Here is a 19,733-nt window from a genome sequence, read left to right on the forward strand (position 1 = left end):
CCAATATTGCAAAGTTGGGACAAGGGCAGCTCAGCGGTCACGGTTAAGTAGGCGACGAATCTCGGTACCTTTTTGGCGTAGTACCAATCTGCTTTTTAAACGCCAGGGTAAAGGCCCGCTCGGACTCGTAACCCACTTCCTCAGCAATCTCATACACCGGCAGCATAGATTCCCGAAGCAGCTCTTGTGCCCTTTGCATTCGCAAGTCCGTCAGGTACCCAAACATTGGGCGACCAACCATTGACGTAAAACGCTTGGCAAACGCTGCTCGCGACATTCCCACTTGCTCCGCGACCAATTCCAGCGTCCAGCTTCGTTTCGGGTGGTCATGCAGCAGTTGCAGGGCGCGGGAGATACGTTTGTCATTCAACGCTTCAAGGAAAGGGTTCTTTTGCTCACGACCGAAGTTGATACGAATCAGTTCGACCAGGACAATTTCAGTCAGTTTATTCACGATAAGCTCAGAGCCCGGCCCCTGGGACATGTATTCTGCACTGAGCTGGTCAAAGGTACTTTTCAACCAGGGATGACGGACGAAATCGTCATTGCGTACAATGGTCATGTCCGGGAACACCTCCAGTAAAGGTGTTGTGGCGCTGCGGGTAAAACTGAATGAGCCACACAGCAATAAGGTGGTGTCATCCAGGTCAGGCTCACTGTCGCTGGGTGACTGGCTTGACAATTCATGGTCCTGGCCCGGCCCAAGAAATATCAGGTCCCCTTCTTCCAACCGTTCAACCTTCTCGCCGACCATCGCCCAGCATGTCCCTCTTCGTATCATATGGAAACTGGCATGGTCTAAATCCGTGAATGTTTTGGTCCAGGGCGCTTCCACCTGACTACAGAAGTACACACTGCCGACCACCCGGATTGAACGCAGTATGTCGCTCATCACTTCCATGTCTTTCTCTCCTTCTTTTTTATTCAGCGATACGATGAGTGTATGCATTCAAGATGATTATGCATAGAAGGTATCCCATCAAATCCATAAAGTACTCCCATACACAACGAACACGGAGTACCACCATGTCAAAGATTGATATCTACACCAAGAGTTACTGCCCACACTGCAAGGCAGCCAAGCACACATTGGAAAGACTGGGTTTGTCCTTCAATGAAATTGAAGTCACCACCAACGCAGCGCTTTTCAAGGAAATGAAAGAAAGAAGCGGTCGCCATACGGTGCCCCAGATTTTCGTCGGCGATGTCCATATCGGCGGAAACCAGGACTTGAACGACGCGATTCACGACGGACGGTTTGAACACATCGTATTCAGCCAACTCGCAACACAATAGTTTCAGCCCCAACAACGGATATTTATTAAAAGGAAAATGACCATGACGAGTTACACCCATGCACACGGCTACCAAAACGAATCCCGCGCTGACCTGGCACGTTCACTGGGCAACTTTGCAGACCACGCGGTGCGTTATTCCATTGTGATTGTGCTGGCCTGGATTGGCGCGATGAAATTCACCGGGTATGAAGCCGGTGCCATTGAAGGCTTGGTTGCATCAAGTCCTCTCACCAGCTGGTTGTACAGCGTGTTCAGCCTGCAAGGGGTCTCCAACCTTATTGGCACCGTGGAAGTCGCGACGGCTGTGGCCTTAATTCTCGCACCGTTTAACCGCGCCATTGCTGTTATTGGTGCTGCAAGTGCCACGATTACCTTCGCCGTGACAACCAGCTTCTTGTTCACTGCGCCGATTGCCGAAGCCAGCCTGGGCGGTTTCCCTGCAATCTCGGTAGTGCCTGGCCAGTTTCTGCTGAAAGATATCGTACTGCTGACCGCTGCGCTGTCATTGCTGGCAAAAGCCCTGCTGCGTGACTGATGAATGAAAGGATAACGAAATTGAAAAGGATGAAACTGGTGACCGAGTCATCGGTTTTTTCCTTTGATTAAAAGGCTGAAAACGCACAAAACAAGCCGCTGCATTACACCTTAAACACTAAATTCACCACAAATCCAAAACGCTAAGCGTTGGCTGGCGGTTTTAAGCTTCTGTTACCCCTTAAACCCTTTGAAGAGATTCAAATGGCTTCGGAGGTAACTCAACTTCAATGCTGTCACCTGCTGATACCCAACCTCCAGCCTTTACTACACCCATTATTCCGGCTTTGCGAACCACCTTACCTGAATTGTCTCTTCCTAATACCTCAGACAGAAGACCTGTCTGATATCCTTCTATTTGTGGGCATGGGTTTCGGAGACCAGTGATCAGTACTTCGGCTCCACTGCTAAACCTAATTACGGTGTCTCTTGGTAAACCAAGTAAATCAATACCCGATGTTGTAATGTTTTCTCCGAGTGATCCTGGCTCAACTTCAAACCCTTTAGCGTTAAGCTCAGTGAACAACTCATTATGCAGAAGGTGAACTTGTCTGAGATTAGGCTGAGTAGGATCGACTTTAACTCTAGAACTAACAATTTAATCGCGACCGTGACAGAGCGTAGTGTGTAGTGTTCGACTTTGTTGTTCAAACGCACAATTTGCCAACACAGCCAACAGAATAATATCGCCTATTGACCGGAGAAGGGCTCATATGTGTTATGTCTCATCTACAACGTATGCCATTAATATTTCATCATATGACTTCCCGCTAACTCTAAGTGCGTCTACCTCAGTACCATACTTGCGAAAACCTAACTTTTTGTACAGCGCGATGGCCGCCTCGTTTTCAGCAGTTACTGTGAGTTGAATCTGCGAGATATCAGTGTGTTGGAAGGCAATGTGAACAAGCTTGCTTAACATGTCATTTGCAATATATTGACCTCGGTACTCTTGTTTTACAAAAACACCCCATAAATAAGATTTATGTTTGATTTTGTCTTTGAGTGCTTGAGCAAAACCAGCAACTCCAATTAATACATCACCATCAAATGCACCTATAATAAAGGCACTTTGAGTAGCAGTTACTCGACCAATCCACTGTTCATTCCTTAGCGTAGATTCATCTTCAAAGCTGTTCTCAAAAGATTCTGAAGACTGAACTAGGCTTAATAATCTCAATTCTTTGTACTGCTCCCAGTCACTTACTTCTAGTTTTCGATACTCCACATTTCCTCCAGAAATATAACGTCGTTTTAAGGGACGAAAAATGATAACTTCACGCAAAAATACAACTTTAATCGCCAAAATTTAATTTAACAAAAATTGCGAGGCGTTTTTTCGTCCGCCTTCAAAACCTTTGTTATGGAGAGACCCACCAAAATTGTAAGTTCTCCAACTACTCTTGAATGTGGAGAAAGAAGTACGCATAGGCTAAAGGCGTCGCCAGTAGTGGAGCTGATATGACAAACCACTTTGTTGTTTTTTTGAAATAGAATTTTATTGCCATTCTATTCAGTAGAAACAGAGACTTACCAAGTCTATTAAAGAAGTAACCGAACCTTATAAATGCCCCAAATCCGACTAGCAAGCTTGAAACAATAAGAGCTCCCTCTATTGAAATATTGTCCGGAAAATCAACGCCACGCTCCGTTAGTAGCCAAACGAAGGAAATCAACACCATAAGAAGCAGCAAAGCCGCTCCTTCAGTCTGGGTACGAATTGACTCTACCCTCTGTTCACTTGCTTTTCTAAGAAATGAATCACTAAAACACCTACGAATCACTCTTAAACGGCTATCAAGTTTGACCAAAGGGTCAGATGCTATGAAATCATCAACAGAGCTCCGCAGCTTAAGAAGCCAGCAACAGAAAAAAGTCATCAACACTAACAAAATCAGATAGCCCATATTTTCTCCATAACGTGGCAATAACTGGCGCTTACCAAACCGCCCAAAACTGCTTTAATCCATTGTATTCACGACACTTTGAAAGTTTCCGCATTGACAAGACCTCCCGTTGATTGCCTTGTTATGTGCATACTCTTAGTCAACTACAAACAACTTTGCTCCACACTTTGTCATAGAACGATGAGCTTCCGCGTTATCGGCAACTTGGTAACTCATTCCGGGTTTTAGAACAAAGATACGTCCATCTTCGAGCTCAGTGGTTAACTCTCCTGACAAGCAAAATAAGATATGTCCTTTCGAACACCAATGGTCTGCTAGGTAGTTTTCTGAGTATTCAACCATTCGTACACGAAGCTGACCAAAGTGTTTGGTGCGCCAATAAGCCATACCTGTTTCACCTGAATGCTCCGACGCTTCTACATCATTCCAATCCGTAATTCCGAAAGGAATATTCTTAATATCCATATTGTTTACTCATTCCTATTAATTGCTAAAAGCACATAACGCCAAATTAAGGTGTGAACAACGCTGTCACCTTACCTAAAGCATTGTGCCATAAACACTAAACTGACTTGAAGTGAGGGTGCCAAGCGTTGTGAATCCCTCTTGAGCGGCTTGTTATGTGTTGATTAACCATGCTGAAGCCAGAAAGCAAGCTAGAGAAATAAGTACACCAACAAATGGAATTTTAAACCAGTATTTTTTGGCCAATATTAAATATGATACACCAACCACTACTGGTAGAAGAGAAAACCAAATAGAGTTCTTAATAACTTCGAAATGGTTAACGGCCAATGGAAGGTAAATTGCTGGTAGTAACATGGCGCCTAAACTATGGCTAGCATTGAAGCCTACCCAAGCGCGCCACATTGTCGTTTCTTTGGTAAGTCTTGGTGACGTACTTTTCATGGCAGTAAACACTGAAGCGTCATAAGGGTTAAACTTTTCTGTGAGAAATGTATACACCAAGTGGATAGCGCCCAGAACACCGAATATTGACACTCCGATTATTATTAGTATTTCACTCATACTGCCTCCCTGATTTGACACCTAACGCTCGCAGCACGGGCAAATTGGAGCGTAGCGGAAATTTGTCCCTGTGCCTGCGTTTGTTATGACTGTTGCTTTCTATGTTGGAATACATTTCCGATTAACAAACCGAGAACGGATACTCCTAGAGCGCCAAATATTCCGATCATCCAATTATTTGTAAGTGCTACTTGATTTGATAGCGCACTCACTTCAGCCTTATGAACTTTGATATCTGATAAAGAGTCTTCAAAATCTTCGAGCTTGCTGTTCATAGCATCGACAGATTTTGTCAGCTGTGACAACTCTCTTTTGATAAACGGAAGCTGAAGAGCTTTTTCTGGATCTTGAATAACGACACTTTCGATCAATTTAATCCGTTTATCAATATCTCCATTATTCACTACTTTTGAAACTCTATTGGCTACCTCATCAAGAAAATCAGCTTGAAGTGATGCATCCATTTTCTGAGTGCTTGCTAAAAGCAAAATTTTCTGCTGCTGCTCTTTCAGTTCCTGTACTTGGATTACTGTATTCTCGATAAACTGTTTCGTCTGTACTTCTAAACCTGCAATTTCTTTTTTGCGTTGTTCTAGTTCTTTTAAGAATTCCTCAGAAACTGATCGCTGCACTGTATACTTAACCACGTCGTTCAATTTTGCTTGGGATCCAACGTAATACACAGCCACTGCAATTATTGAGGCTACAGCCCCAAGCCAACTTGCCGCTGAAGAAACTCTTTCTAATATGCTTGTTTTCATTCGAGCTACCTAATTGGTGTTGAGATCATAACAATTTAATAGAAGGCAGCGTGCACGTTTTTCTTCCAACATTTTGTCGTATAGTTCTGTGACCATGTAACGCGCTGTCTATACTTTTCTATTAAATTCATAAGGATAGATATAATCATCAGATTTCCATTTTCAGATTTTCGTGCACACGCCTGATAGTCTTCCCCAATTTTACTAAATGCCGTTTCTGTATGGATATCCACTGTTTTTCTACGATGGAAAATTGCCCAATTCAGTGTACGCAGTCGCTTCGTTTACGTCCATATGACTCCAGATGAGCACTTGAAGAGGTAGAGAGAGCTGTTTTAGGACGGGAGTGTTGAAGTAGGTTTCTGAAAGTGAAACCTTTAAGCCTTTGTTTTAATGTGAATGAAGTTAGTAATGGTACCGGCATGAAAAGACGGTGATAGTATCGTCAGCGACCGCATAAACAAGCTTGTCGGTATCAAGAACCTTTTGGAACTGAATATCTTCTTTTTGCGTCGCTTTACCTGCATTGTACTAAAATTTATTTATGCCAAATATCAACCTTCCGCTAAGAGAGGTTGTCATAAGACTCTATAAGGAATTATTGTTGGATGGTCGTAGCGCTTTCAGGTGTTCTGCATACGTTTTAACCATCAATTCAGCTGAGATAGATTTGCTGTAATACCAGCCTTGGATGGAGATTTGCTGGCTAACTGGAATATGTTCGAATTGATCAATATCATCGACCCCTTCAACGACAACATGAAGGCCAAGTTGCGTTGCTATATTGATTATACTGGAAAATACTCGCTGACCTTTTAAAGAGGATAACGCCATAACAAAACTTCGATCAACTTTTATAGCATCCATATCAAATTTATTCAGATAACTAAGTGCAGAAAACCCCGTCCCGAAATCATCAATATAAATGCCTACACCCAGTTTTTTAAGGCGAGATAAAGTACGTTTCAATTTACTTTCATTTAATATCAGTGTGCTTTCCATAATTTCTATATTAATTCGCCCATGGTAGGGAGCTATCAACGATTCAATCTCACGTATGGCAGTTTCATCCATAAGGGTCTCACCAGTTATATTTACACTGACAGGAATTGAATAGCCAGCCGCTTCCCAGCTTCTCACGTCTTCGGTTACCTGGCGAAATATCCACAAATCCAAATCTTTCAGTAATCCACCTTTTTCCAACCAAGGGAGAAATTGTGTTGGGTACTCAATATTACCGGCCTCATCGATGACTCTCACCAAGGCTTCGCACCCGGTCAGTCGCTCGTTTTTTCGACAGAACTGAGGTTGATATTCCAGACAAAATTCCCTCCTGCTTAACCCCTCCAAGGCGCTTTCAAGAGTTTTTTGGTTCTTCCTGCTGATGTTTGCGTAGATCACCGGATCGTCGGTCAATGCTTCTGCTTCCTCCCGGCGTCGCGTGTAGGTGGAGTCGAGGGATGCAAAGTAGATTTTTTTGCCACTCCATTCCTTATCGAGTTTTAATACTGTTGGCATATAGACAAGCGCACCGATAGCCACATTAACCAGTTGTAAAATCACGGCGTTAATATCACCCTCTGTTGAAATCCAGGCATTGAACAAAACAGGACTGAGAAAAGGGACCGAGACACTTGGAGAAGTGACCAGGCCGCTCTCTATAGCCATCAGCCCAACGCATACGTTTATAATTGGAACCAAAACAAAAGGAATAAGCAATCGAGGGTTAAATATGATTGGCAGCCCAAAGAGCAAGAGTTCATTAACATTAATCACAGCCAGTGGTATAGACGCAATCGCAATCAGCCTCAACGATTTCTCACGGGCACCGTACAAACACGCGAGAATAAATGAAAAGGTGGCCCCACTCCCCCCAATGAAAACAAATGCAGCCATAAATGCCAGGTTCATATGATAATGACCTTCACCCCCCGCATTGACACTTGAATAATTGAACATACACGCTTCTTGAAGAAGCTCTACGAGTGGGAGCAATGCGAAGTATCCATGGACCCCAACAAACCAAAGCAACGAGTTCAATGCCGCAAACATTACACCAAATTGATAAGGTTCATTAGCGTAGTCAAATGGAGCTTGGTCTAAATCAAGCAGGTTTCCAGTAACAAAAATCACAAACATGCTAACTATCACTACGGGGATAGCCGTCAAAAAAGTCGGAATAATCAAGTTCATCGACTCATTTACGGCATTACCTACGTTTGAATAATCGGCAAGTTTTAAAAACTCAATCCGGTTAAGGTAAGCCAGGATAGGAATTGAATAAAGAGGTGTAAAAATCGCCAATACGATTTCAACCGTTTGCATCGTATTTTCATCTGGAAACAAAGGATAAGTAATTGCTAACAGAGTTATTGAAATAAGTGCGGTGGGTGGTCTGGGTAAGCGATACTGAAATGCCAGCATATAAGAGATTGCAGACGTTAATAGAAAAGGGAATATCCTCATTATTTTCATATAGATGTTAAACAATGCATCGACCCAATGGGGACGCCCGTCAAACAAAAAGTCGACAACTGAACTGGTAAATAATATCAGTGCGGACAGCATCAAGCAGGGAACCATCCAAAGCATTCCCTCCCGCACTGCTTGCATTGAAGGAGCAAGAAGTGTTTTTATAGAATACAAATACTCAGAGAGGACAATATGTTTATCTTTCAATAACAATGACATATTCCACTCCATTAATTTTTTATTATTGAGTTTAGATTATTCTGAACCAACTTCCTTAAATCTCATATTTCATCTCTGTACTGTATGAAATTTAAATAACATCAAATTATAAGCTATCCTCGCCCACCATTTTATGCCATTGAACTAAATGGGTTATCATATTTATTAAAATACAACATTAAAATTATTTATATTTTAAAAGTTCAATAATATCTCACAAATGAGCAGGAAAGTTCTTTTATTAAATATCGCTTAGTATATACACGATAAATAATTGATTTAACTTTTCACAACCACACATATATTAACATTCACTAACATTATTCTTTTTCACTAACGGTTTTCATATTATCTCTTTCTTTAGAATATTTACTCCTCCTTTTAACCACTCAACAATACTCGTTAGCCAGATGTGTTTAGAACGGAAAACGTGTAACTTTACCGCTACCAATGATAACGATTGGATTGTAATTCAACACCAAATCCAATGACTACAAACCGAATAAAGAGCAACTATTGGCTTGCACCGAATTTGCCACTTATCACACAATTGGAAATGTCACCCATACCGTTATAGATACTGATTCCAGTTCATCTCCGCAGACATACATATTCACACAATGAATGATTAGGCTGCGCACACTTTCCGCTACGATTGGGTAAGCCGCCATGTCACAACACCCCGTAATCCCGAATAGAATTCAAAGATTCACGAACTCCCACACCCCCTTTCTTTTTGGTGCTCTGTTATGTGCAGGCATGTACGCACCCAGCGTATACGCTGATGCAATCCTGCATGCATTTAACTGGAAGTACAGTGATATCACAGCTCAGGCCACTGAGATTGCTCAGGCTGGCTATAAGAAAGTTCTGATTTCACCGCCTTTAAAATCATCCGGAAACGAATGGTGGGCCCGCTACCAGCCTCAGGATATCCGTCTGATAGATTCTCCGGTAGGCAACAAGGAAGACCTTGAAGCACTGATTGCAGCCTTGAGTGCAAAAGGGGTTGATGTCTATGCAGATGTAGTTCTGAACCATATGGCAAATGAAAGTTGGAAACGCAGTGACCTGAATTATCCGGGTAGCGAACTGCTCTCCCAGTACAATGCTGATACCACCTATTTCAATCGTCAAAAGCTGTTCGGTGATCTGGCCAACGAACAATTTTCAGAGAACGATTTCCATCCCGCCGGCTGTATCACAGACTGGGGGAACCCCGGACACGTTCAGTACTGGCGTTTATGCGGAGGAGAAGGTGACACCGGCCTTCCCGATCTTGATCCGAACAATTGGGTCGTATCCCAGCAAAGGCTCTATTTACAGGCATTAAAAGACATGGGAATTAAAGGGTTCCGTGTTGATGCCGTCAAGCATATGAGCAACTACCAGATTTCTCAGGTTTTTACTCCTGAAATCACGAATGGAATGCATGTATTCGGCGAGGTTATCACCAGTGGTGGTGTAGGAAGTAGCGATTACCACGCGTTCCTCGAACCCTACCTGAATGACACAAATCACAGTGCCTATGACTTTCCGCTATTTGCTTCTATTCGGGCTGCATTTTCTTACAACGGCAGCATGTCGATGCTGCACGACCCGCAAGCGTATGGGCAAGCACTGCCCAATGATCGTGCGGTAACCTTTACCATCACCCATGACATTCCGACAAATGACGGCTTTCGTTACCAGATTATGGACCCTGTCAGTGAAAAGCTCGCTTATGCCTATATACTCGGAAAAGATGGCGGAACACCACTCATATACAGTGACGAACTCTCACCAGCGGAAGACAGGGACAACGGACGCTGGCATAACGCATGGAATCAGGCAGATATGGTCAGCATGATTAGCTTTCACAATGAGATGCAGGGAAAATCCATGCAAACAATCCATAGCGATCAATGCCTGTTGATATTCAAGCGCGAAAAACAGGGCTTGGTTGCCATCAATAAATGCGCAGAACAACGCTCATATACTGTTGATACCTACAACTATGAATTCAATTGGTATATGCCTTACAAGGACAAGCTGAGCAATCACAGTGAAACCATTACCTCCCGGTATCACACTCTCACTGTCCCTGCCCAAACCGCGAGAATGCTGGCTCTATAAACTCAGTAGGGGTTCAGCAAGGATGGTTGAACCCTTAAAATTTTATGTGGTTACAGTTCGAATAACACGGTCAATTACTTTCTCTCTGGCTCAAGGTTGAGCCCCAGCTCTTTTTGCTTACGTTTAGATAACCCCCGAGCCACAATTCGGTATGATTCGGACAGGTAATACCTCAGATCATCATCAAGAGGCCCTGATGTTTCCGTCTGCTGGATCCACTTCATACCTCGTGTTGCGAAATAAGGAGCAGGCCTGTAACCCTGGTGTTCAGCCAAAAAAACATAATTCAGATCAGAGGTTTTAAAAATATATGCAGGCTGTTTGCCCTCACCCCATCCGCCAATGGCAAATACCTTGCTACCCACCTTCCAGACATGGGCTCCACCCCATTGAATTACATGGTTTGTAGCAGGGAAAGAACCACAGAAGGCATTGAATTCATCATAGGTCATAGTCGTCCTTTAGTTCTCGAAATGCTTTTATCTTTAACCTTCTGATATGGAGGAATAAATACCTGTTTTCAAATAGAGTCTTACTTTTTCAGGTCGACTTTAAATAATACAAGTGACAGAAGGAATATAGGTGTTTTTAACATCACTGGCTTCTATCCGCTATTGGTTCATGCCTGCCACCTTTCAGAAAGAAAAGCCAAAAACACTTTTACTTGGTTAGGCACAAACTTGGAATAAGGGTACTGGGCAACGATATCCCCTTGGTAGCGCCCATTAAGGTACCAGTCTGACAAGACTTCAATCACCTTCCCCGATGCTATGTAGTCCGCAATGACGAATTCTGGAAATATTGATATCCCTAACCCACGCAACACGGCTTCCCTTCTGATTTCGCTGTGGTTAACCGTTAAGCTTCCACCTACAGTTACGGTCTTGTCTTTTGCATCCTTGGTAAATTTCCAGCTTCTGTCTGCTGGCATTTCACCAAGGCAAATACAATTGTGTCTGGCGAGATCGCCCGGCAGCTCCGGCGTTCCATGCTGCAGGAGATAAGCCGGGGTTGCGCAAACCACCAGCCTAGTGCTTCCAAGTTTTTTCGCAACCAACCCTTCTACAGGTTGGTTGGTAATATGGATAACCACATCGACCTCGTCACTCACTGGATCGATATAGTGATCGATCACTTTAAAGTGAACCGAAATATCCGGATGTGTTTCGATAAATTCCAAAACAATCGGCATCAGCACCTGCCGGGATAACGCTTTCGGCGCTGCAAAACGGATTACGCCTGAAACCTCACCTTCTTCAGATTGCGCAGCATCCACTGCTTGTTTGGCAGACTGGAGCATGTCCTTGCACAATCCGAACACTTCCTCACCAACAGGCGTCAGGCTCAATTTACGTGTAGTGCGTGCAATCAGTTTTTTCTCCAGCGCATTTTCCAGACGAGAGATGGAGCGGCTGACGGAAGATGGTGCAACTCCCAGACGAATGGCTGTACGGGCAAAACTTCCTTCTTCAATTACGGTGACAAAAACTGCCATCTCTGGCATCAAAACCATCAGCTTATTCGTGACCATAACGCAATTGTCCCTTCCAAATACACCGCATTGTTATCCAGAAAGTAATAGTGGAAGCTAAAAGGGTCAACGTTTAACGCCTCAAAATGCTAGGAAGAGATGATGACTATACTGGCCAAACCTAATGGAAAGTACCGTGTTGCCTTTCCATTTACTGAACTGTCGCTGCTGCTTGTCGCTATATTCTGGGGCACCAGTTATGGGCTGACAAAAGAGGCTCTGCTCTATACACCGGTACTGCTTTTTATTGTCATCCGGTTTTCCCTGACAGGCCTTTGCCTTCTCCCCATAGCAGTTCGGGATATCAATCAAGGATTGAGCAAGGACTGGAAGGTTGCCATCCCAACCGGTGGCATCCTGTCTGCGATTTTCTTTTTTGAGGTATATGGCGTACTCCAGACCACCGCTTCCAATGCAGCTTTTCTAATCAGCCTTTCTGTAATCCTGACGTCATTTGCCGAGTTTTTTATAAACGGAAAACGCATCAGCAACCGCATGATATTACTGACATTATTAAGTGTGGTCGGGGTCTTTTTGCTTACCCAATCCGGCAGTATTGGATTTACTCTCAATACCGGGGACTATTTTATCCTGATCGCGGCGGTACTCCGTGCAATTATGGTTACTGCAACAAAACGGCTCACCATCGGCAAAGTTATTTCCAATACAACCCTGACCTGCCTTCAATCAATGGTTGTAGCATTAAGTGCACTTTTGGCCGCCTGCTTCACGGTCGATCTTTCAGCGTTCACCCTTCCAACCGAATATGGTTTCTGGTTGATAGTCATTTATCTCGTTATGTTTTGTACCCTGTTCGCCTTTTATGTTCAGAACTACGCAGTCAGGAAAATTTCTCCCACAAGGGCATCACTGTTGATGGGGAGTGAACCATTGTTTGGGGCACTGTTCGCCATGCTTTGGTTGGGCGAATCCCTTAGCGTCGTCCAACTGTTTGGTGGAATGGTTATTCTGGCCTGCGTCATACTGGCTTCTGTCAAAGCAGACTGAACTAGTGAAATAAGCCAAACCACCAATGTCGGCGGTTTGGCAGTTAATCAATATTTGTCTTTTACCCGCACCCAGGCCATGGGGTAACTCAGCCCCTCTTCGTCGCGTCCTTTGGGGGTTAAATCCATAAGCTGATAAGCACCATTGAAAATTTCCAGCCCCCTGGCATAAGCCGAATAGGTATGGAATATCTCGCCGTCAGGATTTTTTATAAACACACTAACTCCGGGAAGCTCACCGCTGGCATTTGGGGCATCCCGGAAGTTGTAGGTACGAAAATCAGGCTCAGGCCGGCCATCTTCAAATGACACATGGAAATCAAAGTTAAAATCACCACCCAAAGAGGAGTACCAATTGAATTTCCACCCCATACGCTCCTTAAATGCGTTGAGCGTTTCAATCGGTGCCCGTGAAACGGCCGCAAAAGCAATATCTCGCTGGTTAAGGTGAATATCCACGTTGTTAAAATTGTCAGCCCAGAATGAGCAACTGGAACAACCTTCTTTCCAATCAGGCCCGTACATAAAGTGGTAAATAATTAGCTGGTTCTTGCCCTTAAACATGTCTGATAAAGGCATATCTCCATCGGGGCCTTCAAATCGGTAGTCTTTATCCACCTTTACCCAGGGTAATGCCCGGCGCGCTGCACTCAGTTCATCGTGCAGTCGGGTAAGTGACTTTTCACGCTCCAACAACGCTCTTCGAGCCGTAAGCCATTCTTCTCTCGTCGCTGCCTGTGTCATAGATGCCTCCCAAATTGGCTGTACCTGATAGGTATACACAAAAGTAAAGACGGCTGGGGAATGGATATCCGGACAACAACACTTCGGTTGGAGAAACCAAGATGGCAGAAGATGGGAATTGAAGGAAGTTCGGGAAGGTAATTAGCAGAAAGCCCTGACATTTATATCAGGGCTTTCAGATTACTTTGCCACTTTTTTGAAGATACGCGTGAAAATGGACGCTTTTTTCTTCTTTGTCTTGCCGTAGTACGCTTTGTGCATGGCATCAAGCGCAATCATATGGCCAATGTAAGCGCCACCAAGTTCGTAACCCATAAACAACACCATTTGTGCAAATACTGTCTTAATGTGGCGAGATTCCACTCAATTTTTGCACCATTACAAGACATGGATCACATTTTTAATCGAGTTTTTGTTGCTTTCAATATTTACGATACAGGGCAAACGAAAAACACTCGGAAAAACATTCAGATAGTTTTAAGCCTCTAGCCGCCGAACTGACTTAATTGGGTGATTTCTATATTAATGAAGCAAAAACGGATTACTTTTCTCCTCGGTTCATGACCTGAAGAAACAATGCCCAGACCTGAATGTATGTCGAACAACATCCCTGTCATGAATTTGATTAACCAAGTCAGGTTTTTTCACGAGCCTGCAAAAAACACATACCATGGTAAGTGTTGACCTAACTCCACCCTTTGGAGTCTCAAATGAAAAAGATACCTGCCCAGGCAGGAGCCGAAGAAAAGAAAACTGACTGGCTTTCCGTTATCGTCCTATGGTTTGCAGGTATTGGCGCAGCCATGCAATTCGCGAAGTTCTCGGTCTCCTTTGACCATCTACAGGAAATCTACAATGCAGAAGCTGCGCATATTGGACTCGCAGTGTCGATGGTCGGTGCTGTTGGAATTTTCTTTGGTGTCGCATCAAGCGTACTGGCAGTGCGTTTCGGTTACATCAAAACCCTGATAACAGCATTGGCACTTGGAGGGGTAGTCAGCCTGCTTCAGTCGGGTTTACCTCCAATCCCCATATTGCTTGCCAGTCGTTTTCTGGAGGGAGCATCCCACCTTGGTGTTGTTGTTGTTGCGCCAACCCTGATTATCCAATTAACGGCAAGAAAGCACCTTTCAATCATCATGGCAGTTTGGGGCGCATTTTTTGGTGTGGCGTTTGCCCTGACTGGTCTGGTAGGCCCGGGCATGCTTAAAATTGGTGGCGTACCATTCTTATTGCAAATGCATGCACTTTATCTGTTCATTTTAATCGGTTGTATTTTGCTTATCCGGCGTCGGATGCCAACTTTCAAGCAGACGTTACAGGCAACCAGAAACCCTTTTGCCGGATTCCTACGCGACAATTTCAAGGTTTACGCAAGCCCGCGAACCGTACTTCCGGGAGCAATCTTTTTTTTCCACACCGCCATGTATATCGCCCTTTTAACATTCCTGCCCCGGCAATCTGAAAACCCGGATGCGGTTAATTCACTGCTGGTCGTGCTGCCATTGGCAAGTACAGCCGGAATTCTGCTTGCAGGAATAATATCCCAGTATTTTCTTTCACCGCTTAAGCTCTCGGTAATCGCCTATGTAATTACGGCTGCGATGGCATTTATTCCGGCAATCGTATCAGGGAGTTTCCTGCCATTCGTGCTGGTTTCCGTCTTCTTAATGATCATTGTGGGAATCGTGCCCGGCGCAACATTTGCGATGATCCCCATGCTGTCAAAAACACCCGAACAACAGGCCAATGCCAATGGCGCTGTTGCACAGCTCGGCAACTTTGGGGCTACGCTGGGGCCTCCTGCATTCGCGTTAGCCATTGACCACGAGGGCACCATGGGCTTGGTTTGGGTGACAGTTCTTTTGTGTGTCGGCGGTATACTTGTGGGACTAACTGCAATGCAGCGCTATTCCGCAGCTGATTAAATCCCTGAATGACCAGAAGAAATATGGCTAATTCATATACACATGCCTTGCTGACAGACAACGGCTGTCGCTAGAATAAGAACCCTGTTTGCAAGGAAGCCTAAATTACAATGACTGCACGTAATCCATTAATGCGCCATGAATGGCACAGCGAAATATTCCAGTGCAAAAGCAATGATATTTCAACTTTTAACTCTCTGCTCAACCATCAGCTTGAGCGCCATGGATTCACTGTTAACACGCTGGGAGAAACAAACGGTTATCCGATCCTGGCCTGTAAGTCACGCTTCTATGACCCAGACAAACCGTCTGTCCTCGTCAGTGCTGGGTTCCACGGGGAAGAGCCAGCCGGACCTTGGGGGCTGTTGCATCTATTGACACACTGGGAAGATGGGGGTCCTCACTCGCTCAATATCACTTTACTGCCTTTGGTAAACCCAACGGGTTTTTTGAGGGGAACCCGGTTTAATTACAATGAAGAGAACCCCAACCGAGGATTCGGCTTTAAAGACGGTCGTGCGGTTGAACTGGAGGATACTTCTGAAGAAGGCAGGATCCTTATCTCCCACGCTTCTATGCTTGAACAGGCCAGCAGGGACGGGATCCTGACTTGCCACGAGGACGTACTGGAAACCGGGAGTTACCTTTATACCTTTGAAGAAAGTGTACGCCCTGGCATGTTCAGCCTGACCTTACTCGACACCCTTAAAAGCTGTGTTGCGTTGACTGATGCATCAGAAATTGATGGGCTGCCGGTGGAAGGCCACATTATTCACAATAACTTTGACACATCTTTTGAGTCTTACCTTGTCCAGGCAGGGGCCAAAGTCGGCGTATGCTCCGAAACCGGAGCCCGGCAACCAATAGACCTGCGAATTCTTGCCAACAGTGCCCTTATCAGTAACTTTCTGGAACAAATTGAAAAACCGATTTAGTCAGTGAATATCTGAAGCTGGATAAACCAATGAATGCATGGCCAAACCATGCATTCATTTTATTCTTTATCCACCCTGTCATTAATTATTAATATAGCGACCATAAATTAGACAATTGTCTTGGGGCTGATATTTCTTGCGAAGAGGGAGCAAGTACCCGTGCAACTGACAATTGAAGACATTATTCGCGAACGCCATGTCGTCTCATATTTCCAGCAAATTGCTGATATCCAACACAACCAGATTATTGGCTATGAAGCCCTGGCTCGCGGGCCAATGAATCACCCGCTTCAAACACCTCTTAACCTGTTTTCCGAAGCCAAACACCAAGGGTTGTCAGCCGAACTTGATATCTGTTGTCTGGAGAACGCCCTTTCAGAAGCGGCTGAAAACCAATGTCCAGGGCTGATTTTCCTGAATATTGCCCCGGAAACACTAATGTCAGTTGTTGGTGTTACCAACATTCTCCAGAAATTGGTCGAACGCTATAACATCCCTCCTGAAAAACTGGTTATCGAGCTTTCCGAACAACACCAGTACCAAGATGTAAACTTGATTGTTGAACGGGCTGAACTTATCAAAGAAGCCGGTTTTCAGATTGCCCTGGACGATCTGGGCAGTGGTTCATCTGGGTTGAAAGTCTGGGCTGGCGTTAAACCAAATTTTGTTAAAATCGACCGTTTTTTTGTTCAGGACATCCATATTGAACCGGTAAAGCGTGAATTTGTTCAGTCGATTGTGGATCTGGCACGCAACACTCTGTCAGAAGTGATCGCTGAAGGTATTGAAAAGCCCGAGGAATTACGTCAACTGCAGCGCATGGGCGTAAAATTCGGTCAGGGATATCTGCTGGGAATACCGGACCGTATCGATAACCAATACCTTTCTGGGTTGCTGACAACAGAATCCCAGCCCGCACGACGCCAACACAGCATCAGCATCGGTACGCTCGCGCGGTCAGCAAACCCGGTGGATGTGGGCGTCCGGGTAGAGCAGGTTTACGAGCGCTTCCTCGCCGATACCAATTTACTCTCCATCCCGGTTACAGATAAAGGAATACCTGTTGGCCTGGCAAGACGGGCAAAAGTGATGGAAATTTTCTCGCGGGTTTACGGCAGGGCGTTGTATGCCGCTGAAAGTATTGGTGAGGCAATGGATCGGGATGCGGTAGTTGTTGATTGGCAACAGCCTTTGGAAAAGGTCAGTGCACTGGTAACCTCCCGCAGCGACCAGACCTCACAACAGCAGCATTTCATTGTGACTCAGGATCAGCAGTATTATGGACTGGTATCAGTACACAGCCTGTTGCATACCATTACTGAATACCGGTTGATGCACGCCCGTTATGCAAACCCATTGACTCTGCTGCCTGGGAACGTACCTATCTATAAAGCAATTGATAAGCACCTTTCCAGTAGACAGGATTTCTACGTTGCCTATTTTGACCTGAACAACTTTAAGCCCTACAACGATGTATATGGTTACGCTGAGGGTGACAAGGTAATTCAATGGGTCGGGGCTTTGCTGGACAGCTTGCTTACTCCACATGGGCATTTCCTGGGTCATGTGGGAGGGGATGATTTTGTTGCGGTTTTCAGTTGCAATTCTGACTGGCGACAGCTTTGCCACAGTATTTTGGATAAGTTCAGGACAGGTATAGCCCAGTTTTACAATGAGGAACACAGGCAAGCTGGCGGCATTCATGCCAAGAGCCGCACCGGCTCGCTGGAGTTCTACCCGTTACTGGGTATTGCCATTGGTGTCATTAACCCTATTCACTCAAATTGCCATTCACATAATGACGTCGCATCTGAAGCCAGTAAAGCCAAACACCGGGCTAAAGCCAGTGGAGACGGCCATTCGGTACAGTATTACCATTCAGATGAGTTGGATATCTCGACCGTCTGCTAAAACTTGAAACGGGCCCAAACGGCCCGTTGTAGGTATTATCGTGGATCACAAACAGAATCAGTTGAGAATGCTTACTTTGCTTCCATCCAGTGTTAGCAGGTATACATCGTTAAGTGCTTTACCACTGGCATCCTCCCCGCCAACCACCAGCACACCGTCTTCCAGCGTGAATGAGGCCCCGTAAGCTATACCCTTCGGAAGGTTATTTGCCTGCTTCCAGGTTTTGTTTTCCATCAGGTAAATTTCTGGGTTATAAGCTTTGCCCAACCCTTTGTGGGCAAAAGGTTCACCGCCATCAAACTGCGCTCTGGCACCGTGGAAATTTGCTCCGCCAGCCACCAGGAGTACATCACCAATTTTACCGGCATATGCCCCGGCAACCCCTTCCTGAAGGCTGTGCCCGGTGGGTTTTGGCAAGGCAGAATCAGTACGCCACCATACAGTGTTCTCATCAAACTTTGCCGTTTTCACTTCGTCGGTCCGCAGACCCGGCTTTACCTCACCACTCACCAGTGTCACGGTATCCTCTTCGGCTACAATCGCTGCACCACAGTTTGGCAGGTACGGCGCTTTACCTTTTGAATGCCAAGTATTGTCTTCTGGTGAAAAGGCAAGGACTTCGGTGTTCCAACGGTACCCCTCTGGGAGTCTCCCCATAAAACTGTTTACGATATCATTCCACTTCTCAGGCTCTTTTTTTGCATCAACCGAGGTAACATCAGCCAGGTACTTATCAAACACCTGTTTGTTGTACCCTCCAAAAAAGACAATTTCACCATCTTCGAGTGTATGGGAAGTGGCCCCCAAAAGCCCTGCCGGAGCCTTGGTCTTTTCTTTTGTCCACTGATTTTCTTCAATGTCGAAGCTGTAAACGGAGTCGAAAATCACTGGAGATTTGGCATCAGCGGTTTCCATGCCCGAACCACCGAACACAAAAATCTTGCCATCAGAAAGGCTTGCAGTTGCCCCACTGCGCGCCGGGCCGTTGAAATCTGCCATCTTCTTCCAGCCGGATTTACGGTTTTTCAAATCCAGCGCATAGAAAGATTGCCCGGCAGAACCCAGACCGACATAAAGTGTATTGCCAGCTTTTACACCAATTCCGTTTTTAACACCCGCGGGTAAATCCGGCCACTGTTCAGCCGCCATCGCAGATGAAGCAGCCAACATGGCACCCAGTACACCACTTGCAGTAATGACTGATTTAATGGCGCTTTTCCTTTTCATTCCGAATCTCCTGTTAAGGTTCAGCAAGCAAGAAACAGGAATAAAATAGGTTTTATGAAAATTATTTTTATTGCAACTGATCACATAGTAGAAATTCTTCATCATCAGATATTTA

General features: G+C 45.0%; 21 protein-coding genes. 7 read left to right on the forward strand and 14 right to left on the reverse strand.

Annotation, left to right across the window (positions count from 1 at the left end; translation table 11 throughout):
* Window positions 1-43 precede the first annotated feature (43 nt).
* Complete coding sequence (locus NF212_RS17715; RefSeq protein ID WP_434363010.1) at window positions 44-901, reverse strand: AraC family transcriptional regulator; 858 nt, start codon at window positions 899-901, stop codon at window positions 44-46.
* A 125-nt stretch (window positions 902-1,026) separates the two neighbouring features.
* Here NF212_RS17715 and grxC point away from each other — a divergent pair, with 125 nt between their 5' ends.
* Window positions 1,027-1,296, forward strand: coding sequence for a glutaredoxin 3 (gene grxC, locus NF212_RS17720; protein ID WP_434361983.1), 270 nt, complete (start codon window positions 1,027-1,029; stop codon window positions 1,294-1,296).
* A 42-nt stretch (window positions 1,297-1,338) separates the two neighbouring features.
* The gene (locus tag NF212_RS17725) at window positions 1,339-1,833 is read left to right on the forward strand and encodes a YkgB family protein (protein WP_434361985.1); all 495 of its coding nucleotides are present in this window, start codon (window positions 1,339-1,341) and stop codon (window positions 1,831-1,833) included.
* A 180-nt stretch (window positions 1,834-2,013) separates the two neighbouring features.
* On the opposite strand, the gene NF212_RS17730 is transcribed toward NF212_RS17725, so the two are convergent.
* The 8 genes from NF212_RS17730 to NF212_RS17765 all read right to left on the reverse strand — a co-directional run bounded on the left by NF212_RS17730 (window position 2,014) and on the right by NF212_RS17765 (window position 8,220).
* Window positions 2,014-2,430: an MOSC domain-containing protein gene (locus NF212_RS17730; RefSeq protein WP_434363011.1), complete on the reverse strand. Its 417-nt coding sequence runs from the start codon at window positions 2,428-2,430 to the stop codon at window positions 2,014-2,016.
* Window positions 2,431-2,550: 120 nt separating this feature from the next.
* Window positions 2,551-3,060, reverse strand: a complete 510-nt coding sequence (locus NF212_RS17735; RefSeq protein ID WP_434361986.1) for a GNAT family N-acetyltransferase — start codon at window positions 3,058-3,060, stop codon at window positions 2,551-2,553.
* A gap of 169 nt (window positions 3,061-3,229) precedes the next feature.
* Window positions 3,230-3,739 (reverse strand): hypothetical protein, encoded by a 510-nt coding sequence (locus NF212_RS17740; RefSeq protein ID WP_434361988.1) that lies wholly within the window; start codon window positions 3,737-3,739, stop codon window positions 3,230-3,232.
* A gap of 135 nt (window positions 3,740-3,874) precedes the next feature.
* Entirely contained in the window at window positions 3,875-4,204 is a 330-nt protein-coding gene (locus NF212_RS17745) for a DHCW motif cupin fold protein (protein ID WP_434361990.1), read from the reverse strand.
* Window positions 4,205-4,357: 153 nt separating this feature from the next.
* Complete coding sequence (locus NF212_RS17750) at window positions 4,358-4,768, reverse strand: LIC_13387 family protein (RefSeq protein WP_434361992.1); 411 nt, start codon at window positions 4,766-4,768, stop codon at window positions 4,358-4,360.
* A gap of 83 nt (window positions 4,769-4,851) precedes the next feature.
* Window positions 4,852-5,529 (reverse strand): hypothetical protein, encoded by a 678-nt coding sequence (locus NF212_RS17755; protein WP_434361994.1) that lies wholly within the window; start codon window positions 5,527-5,529, stop codon window positions 4,852-4,854.
* Between the two features lie 405 nt (window positions 5,530-5,934).
* A complete protein-coding gene (locus NF212_RS17760; RefSeq protein WP_434363012.1) occupies window positions 5,935-6,027 on the reverse strand; it encodes a type II toxin-antitoxin system YoeB family toxin in 93 nt (30 codons plus the stop codon).
* A 90-nt stretch (window positions 6,028-6,117) separates the two neighbouring features.
* Window positions 6,118-8,220 carry an EAL domain-containing protein gene (locus NF212_RS17765; RefSeq protein WP_434361995.1) on the reverse strand — a complete coding sequence of 701 codons (2,103 nt, stop codon included), beginning with the start codon at window positions 8,218-8,220 and terminating at the stop codon, window positions 6,118-6,120.
* A 759-nt stretch (window positions 8,221-8,979) separates the two neighbouring features.
* Here NF212_RS17765 and NF212_RS17770 point away from each other — a divergent pair.
* Window positions 8,980-10,335: an alpha-amylase family protein gene (locus tag NF212_RS17770; protein WP_434361996.1), complete on the forward strand. Its 1,356-nt coding sequence runs from the start codon at window positions 8,980-8,982 to the stop codon at window positions 10,333-10,335.
* A 74-nt stretch (window positions 10,336-10,409) separates the two neighbouring features.
* Here the strand turns inward: NF212_RS17770 and NF212_RS17775 are convergent, their stop codons facing one another.
* Window positions 10,410-10,787 carry an MmcQ/YjbR family DNA-binding protein gene (locus tag NF212_RS17775; protein WP_434361997.1) on the reverse strand — a complete coding sequence of 126 codons (378 nt, stop codon included), beginning with the start codon at window positions 10,785-10,787 and terminating at the stop codon, window positions 10,410-10,412.
* Window positions 10,788-10,954: 167 nt separating this feature from the next.
* The gene (locus NF212_RS17780; protein ID WP_434361998.1) at window positions 10,955-11,866 is read right to left on the reverse strand and encodes a LysR family transcriptional regulator; all 912 of its coding nucleotides are present in this window, start codon (window positions 11,864-11,866) and stop codon (window positions 10,955-10,957) included.
* Window positions 11,867-11,968: 102 nt separating this feature from the next.
* On the opposite strand from NF212_RS17780, the gene NF212_RS17785 reads away from it, so the two are divergent.
* Complete coding sequence (locus NF212_RS17785) at window positions 11,969-12,874, forward strand: DMT family transporter (RefSeq protein WP_434363014.1); 906 nt, start codon at window positions 11,969-11,971, stop codon at window positions 12,872-12,874.
* Window positions 12,875-12,921: 47 nt separating this feature from the next.
* Here the strand turns inward: NF212_RS17785 and NF212_RS17790 are convergent, their stop codons facing one another.
* The gene (locus tag NF212_RS17790; protein WP_434362000.1) at window positions 12,922-13,617 is read right to left on the reverse strand and encodes a DUF899 domain-containing protein; all 696 of its coding nucleotides are present in this window, start codon (window positions 13,615-13,617) and stop codon (window positions 12,922-12,924) included.
* A gap of 180 nt (window positions 13,618-13,797) precedes the next feature.
* Window positions 13,798-13,932 (reverse strand): hypothetical protein, encoded by a 135-nt coding sequence (locus tag NF212_RS17795; protein WP_434362002.1) that lies wholly within the window; start codon window positions 13,930-13,932, stop codon window positions 13,798-13,800.
* A gap of 395 nt (window positions 13,933-14,327) precedes the next feature.
* Here NF212_RS17795 and NF212_RS17800 point away from each other — a divergent pair, with 395 nt between their 5' ends.
* The 3 genes from NF212_RS17800 to NF212_RS17810 all read left to right on the forward strand — a co-directional run bounded on the left by NF212_RS17800 (window position 14,328) and on the right by NF212_RS17810 (window position 18,391).
* A complete protein-coding gene (locus NF212_RS17800; RefSeq protein WP_434362004.1) occupies window positions 14,328-15,545 on the forward strand; it encodes an MFS transporter in 1,218 nt (405 codons plus the stop codon).
* A 110-nt stretch (window positions 15,546-15,655) separates the two neighbouring features.
* On the forward strand, window positions 15,656-16,480 hold the full coding sequence (locus tag NF212_RS17805; protein WP_434362005.1) for a M14 family metallopeptidase: 825 nt from the start codon (window positions 15,656-15,658) through the stop codon (window positions 16,478-16,480).
* Window positions 16,481-16,639: 159 nt separating this feature from the next.
* Complete coding sequence (locus NF212_RS17810) at window positions 16,640-18,391, forward strand: GGDEF domain-containing protein (protein WP_434362007.1); 1,752 nt, start codon at window positions 16,640-16,642, stop codon at window positions 18,389-18,391.
* 57 nt (window positions 18,392-18,448) lie between these two features.
* On the opposite strand, the gene NF212_RS17815 is transcribed toward NF212_RS17810, so the two are convergent.
* Window positions 18,449-19,618 (reverse strand): N-acetylneuraminate epimerase, encoded by a 1,170-nt coding sequence (locus NF212_RS17815; RefSeq protein ID WP_434362009.1) that lies wholly within the window; start codon window positions 19,616-19,618, stop codon window positions 18,449-18,451.
* Window positions 19,619-19,733: the final 115 nt, after the last annotated feature.

This window comes from Parasalinivibrio latis, assembly GCF_036825535.1.
Taxonomy (GTDB): domain Bacteria; phylum Pseudomonadota; class Gammaproteobacteria; order Enterobacterales; family Vibrionaceae; genus Parasalinivibrio; species Parasalinivibrio latis.

What these genes read in the sequence shown, in the direction of transcription:
- NF212_RS17715 (WP_434363010.1), bottom strand. Translation starts at nt 901, where the DNA reads ATGGAAGTGATGAGCGACATACTGCGTTCAATCCGGGTGGTCGGCAGT.
- grxC (WP_434361983.1), top strand. Translation starts at nt 1,027, where the DNA reads ATGTCAAAGATTGATATCTACACCAAGAGTTACTGCCCACACTGCAAG.
- NF212_RS17725 (WP_434361985.1), top strand. Translation starts at nt 1,339, where the DNA reads ATGACGAGTTACACCCATGCACACGGCTACCAAAACGAATCCCGCGCT.
- NF212_RS17740 (WP_434361988.1), bottom strand. Translation starts at nt 3,739, where the DNA reads ATGGGCTATCTGATTTTGTTAGTGTTGATGACTTTTTTCTGTTGCTGG.
- NF212_RS17745 (WP_434361990.1), bottom strand. Translation starts at nt 4,204, where the DNA reads ATGGATATTAAGAATATTCCTTTCGGAATTACGGATTGGAATGATGTA.
- NF212_RS17750 (WP_434361992.1), bottom strand. Translation starts at nt 4,768, where the DNA reads ATGAGTGAAATACTAATAATAATCGGAGTGTCAATATTCGGTGTTCTG.
- NF212_RS17755 (WP_434361994.1), bottom strand. Translation starts at nt 5,529, where the DNA reads ATGAAAACAAGCATATTAGAAAGAGTTTCTTCAGCGGCAAGTTGGCTT.
- NF212_RS17765 (WP_434361995.1), bottom strand. Translation starts at nt 8,220, where the DNA reads ATGTCATTGTTATTGAAAGATAAACATATTGTCCTCTCTGAGTATTTG.
- NF212_RS17770 (WP_434361996.1), top strand. Translation starts at nt 8,980, where the DNA reads ATGTACGCACCCAGCGTATACGCTGATGCAATCCTGCATGCATTTAAC.
- NF212_RS17775 (WP_434361997.1), bottom strand. Translation starts at nt 10,787, where the DNA reads ATGACCTATGATGAATTCAATGCCTTCTGTGGTTCTTTCCCTGCTACA.
- NF212_RS17780 (WP_434361998.1), bottom strand. Translation starts at nt 11,866, where the DNA reads ATGGTCACGAATAAGCTGATGGTTTTGATGCCAGAGATGGCAGTTTTT.
- NF212_RS17785 (WP_434363014.1), top strand. Translation starts at nt 11,969, where the DNA reads ATGACTATACTGGCCAAACCTAATGGAAAGTACCGTGTTGCCTTTCCA.
- NF212_RS17790 (WP_434362000.1), bottom strand. Translation starts at nt 13,617, where the DNA reads ATGACACAGGCAGCGACGAGAGAAGAATGGCTTACGGCTCGAAGAGCG.
- NF212_RS17795 (WP_434362002.1), bottom strand. Translation starts at nt 13,932, where the DNA reads ATGGGTTACGAACTTGGTGGCGCTTACATTGGCCATATGATTGCGCTT.
- NF212_RS17800 (WP_434362004.1), top strand. Translation starts at nt 14,328, where the DNA reads ATGAAAAAGATACCTGCCCAGGCAGGAGCCGAAGAAAAGAAAACTGAC.
- NF212_RS17805 (WP_434362005.1), top strand. Translation starts at nt 15,656, where the DNA reads ATGACTGCACGTAATCCATTAATGCGCCATGAATGGCACAGCGAAATA.
- NF212_RS17815 (WP_434362009.1), bottom strand. Translation starts at nt 19,618, where the DNA reads ATGAAAAGGAAAAGCGCCATTAAATCAGTCATTACTGCAAGTGGTGTA.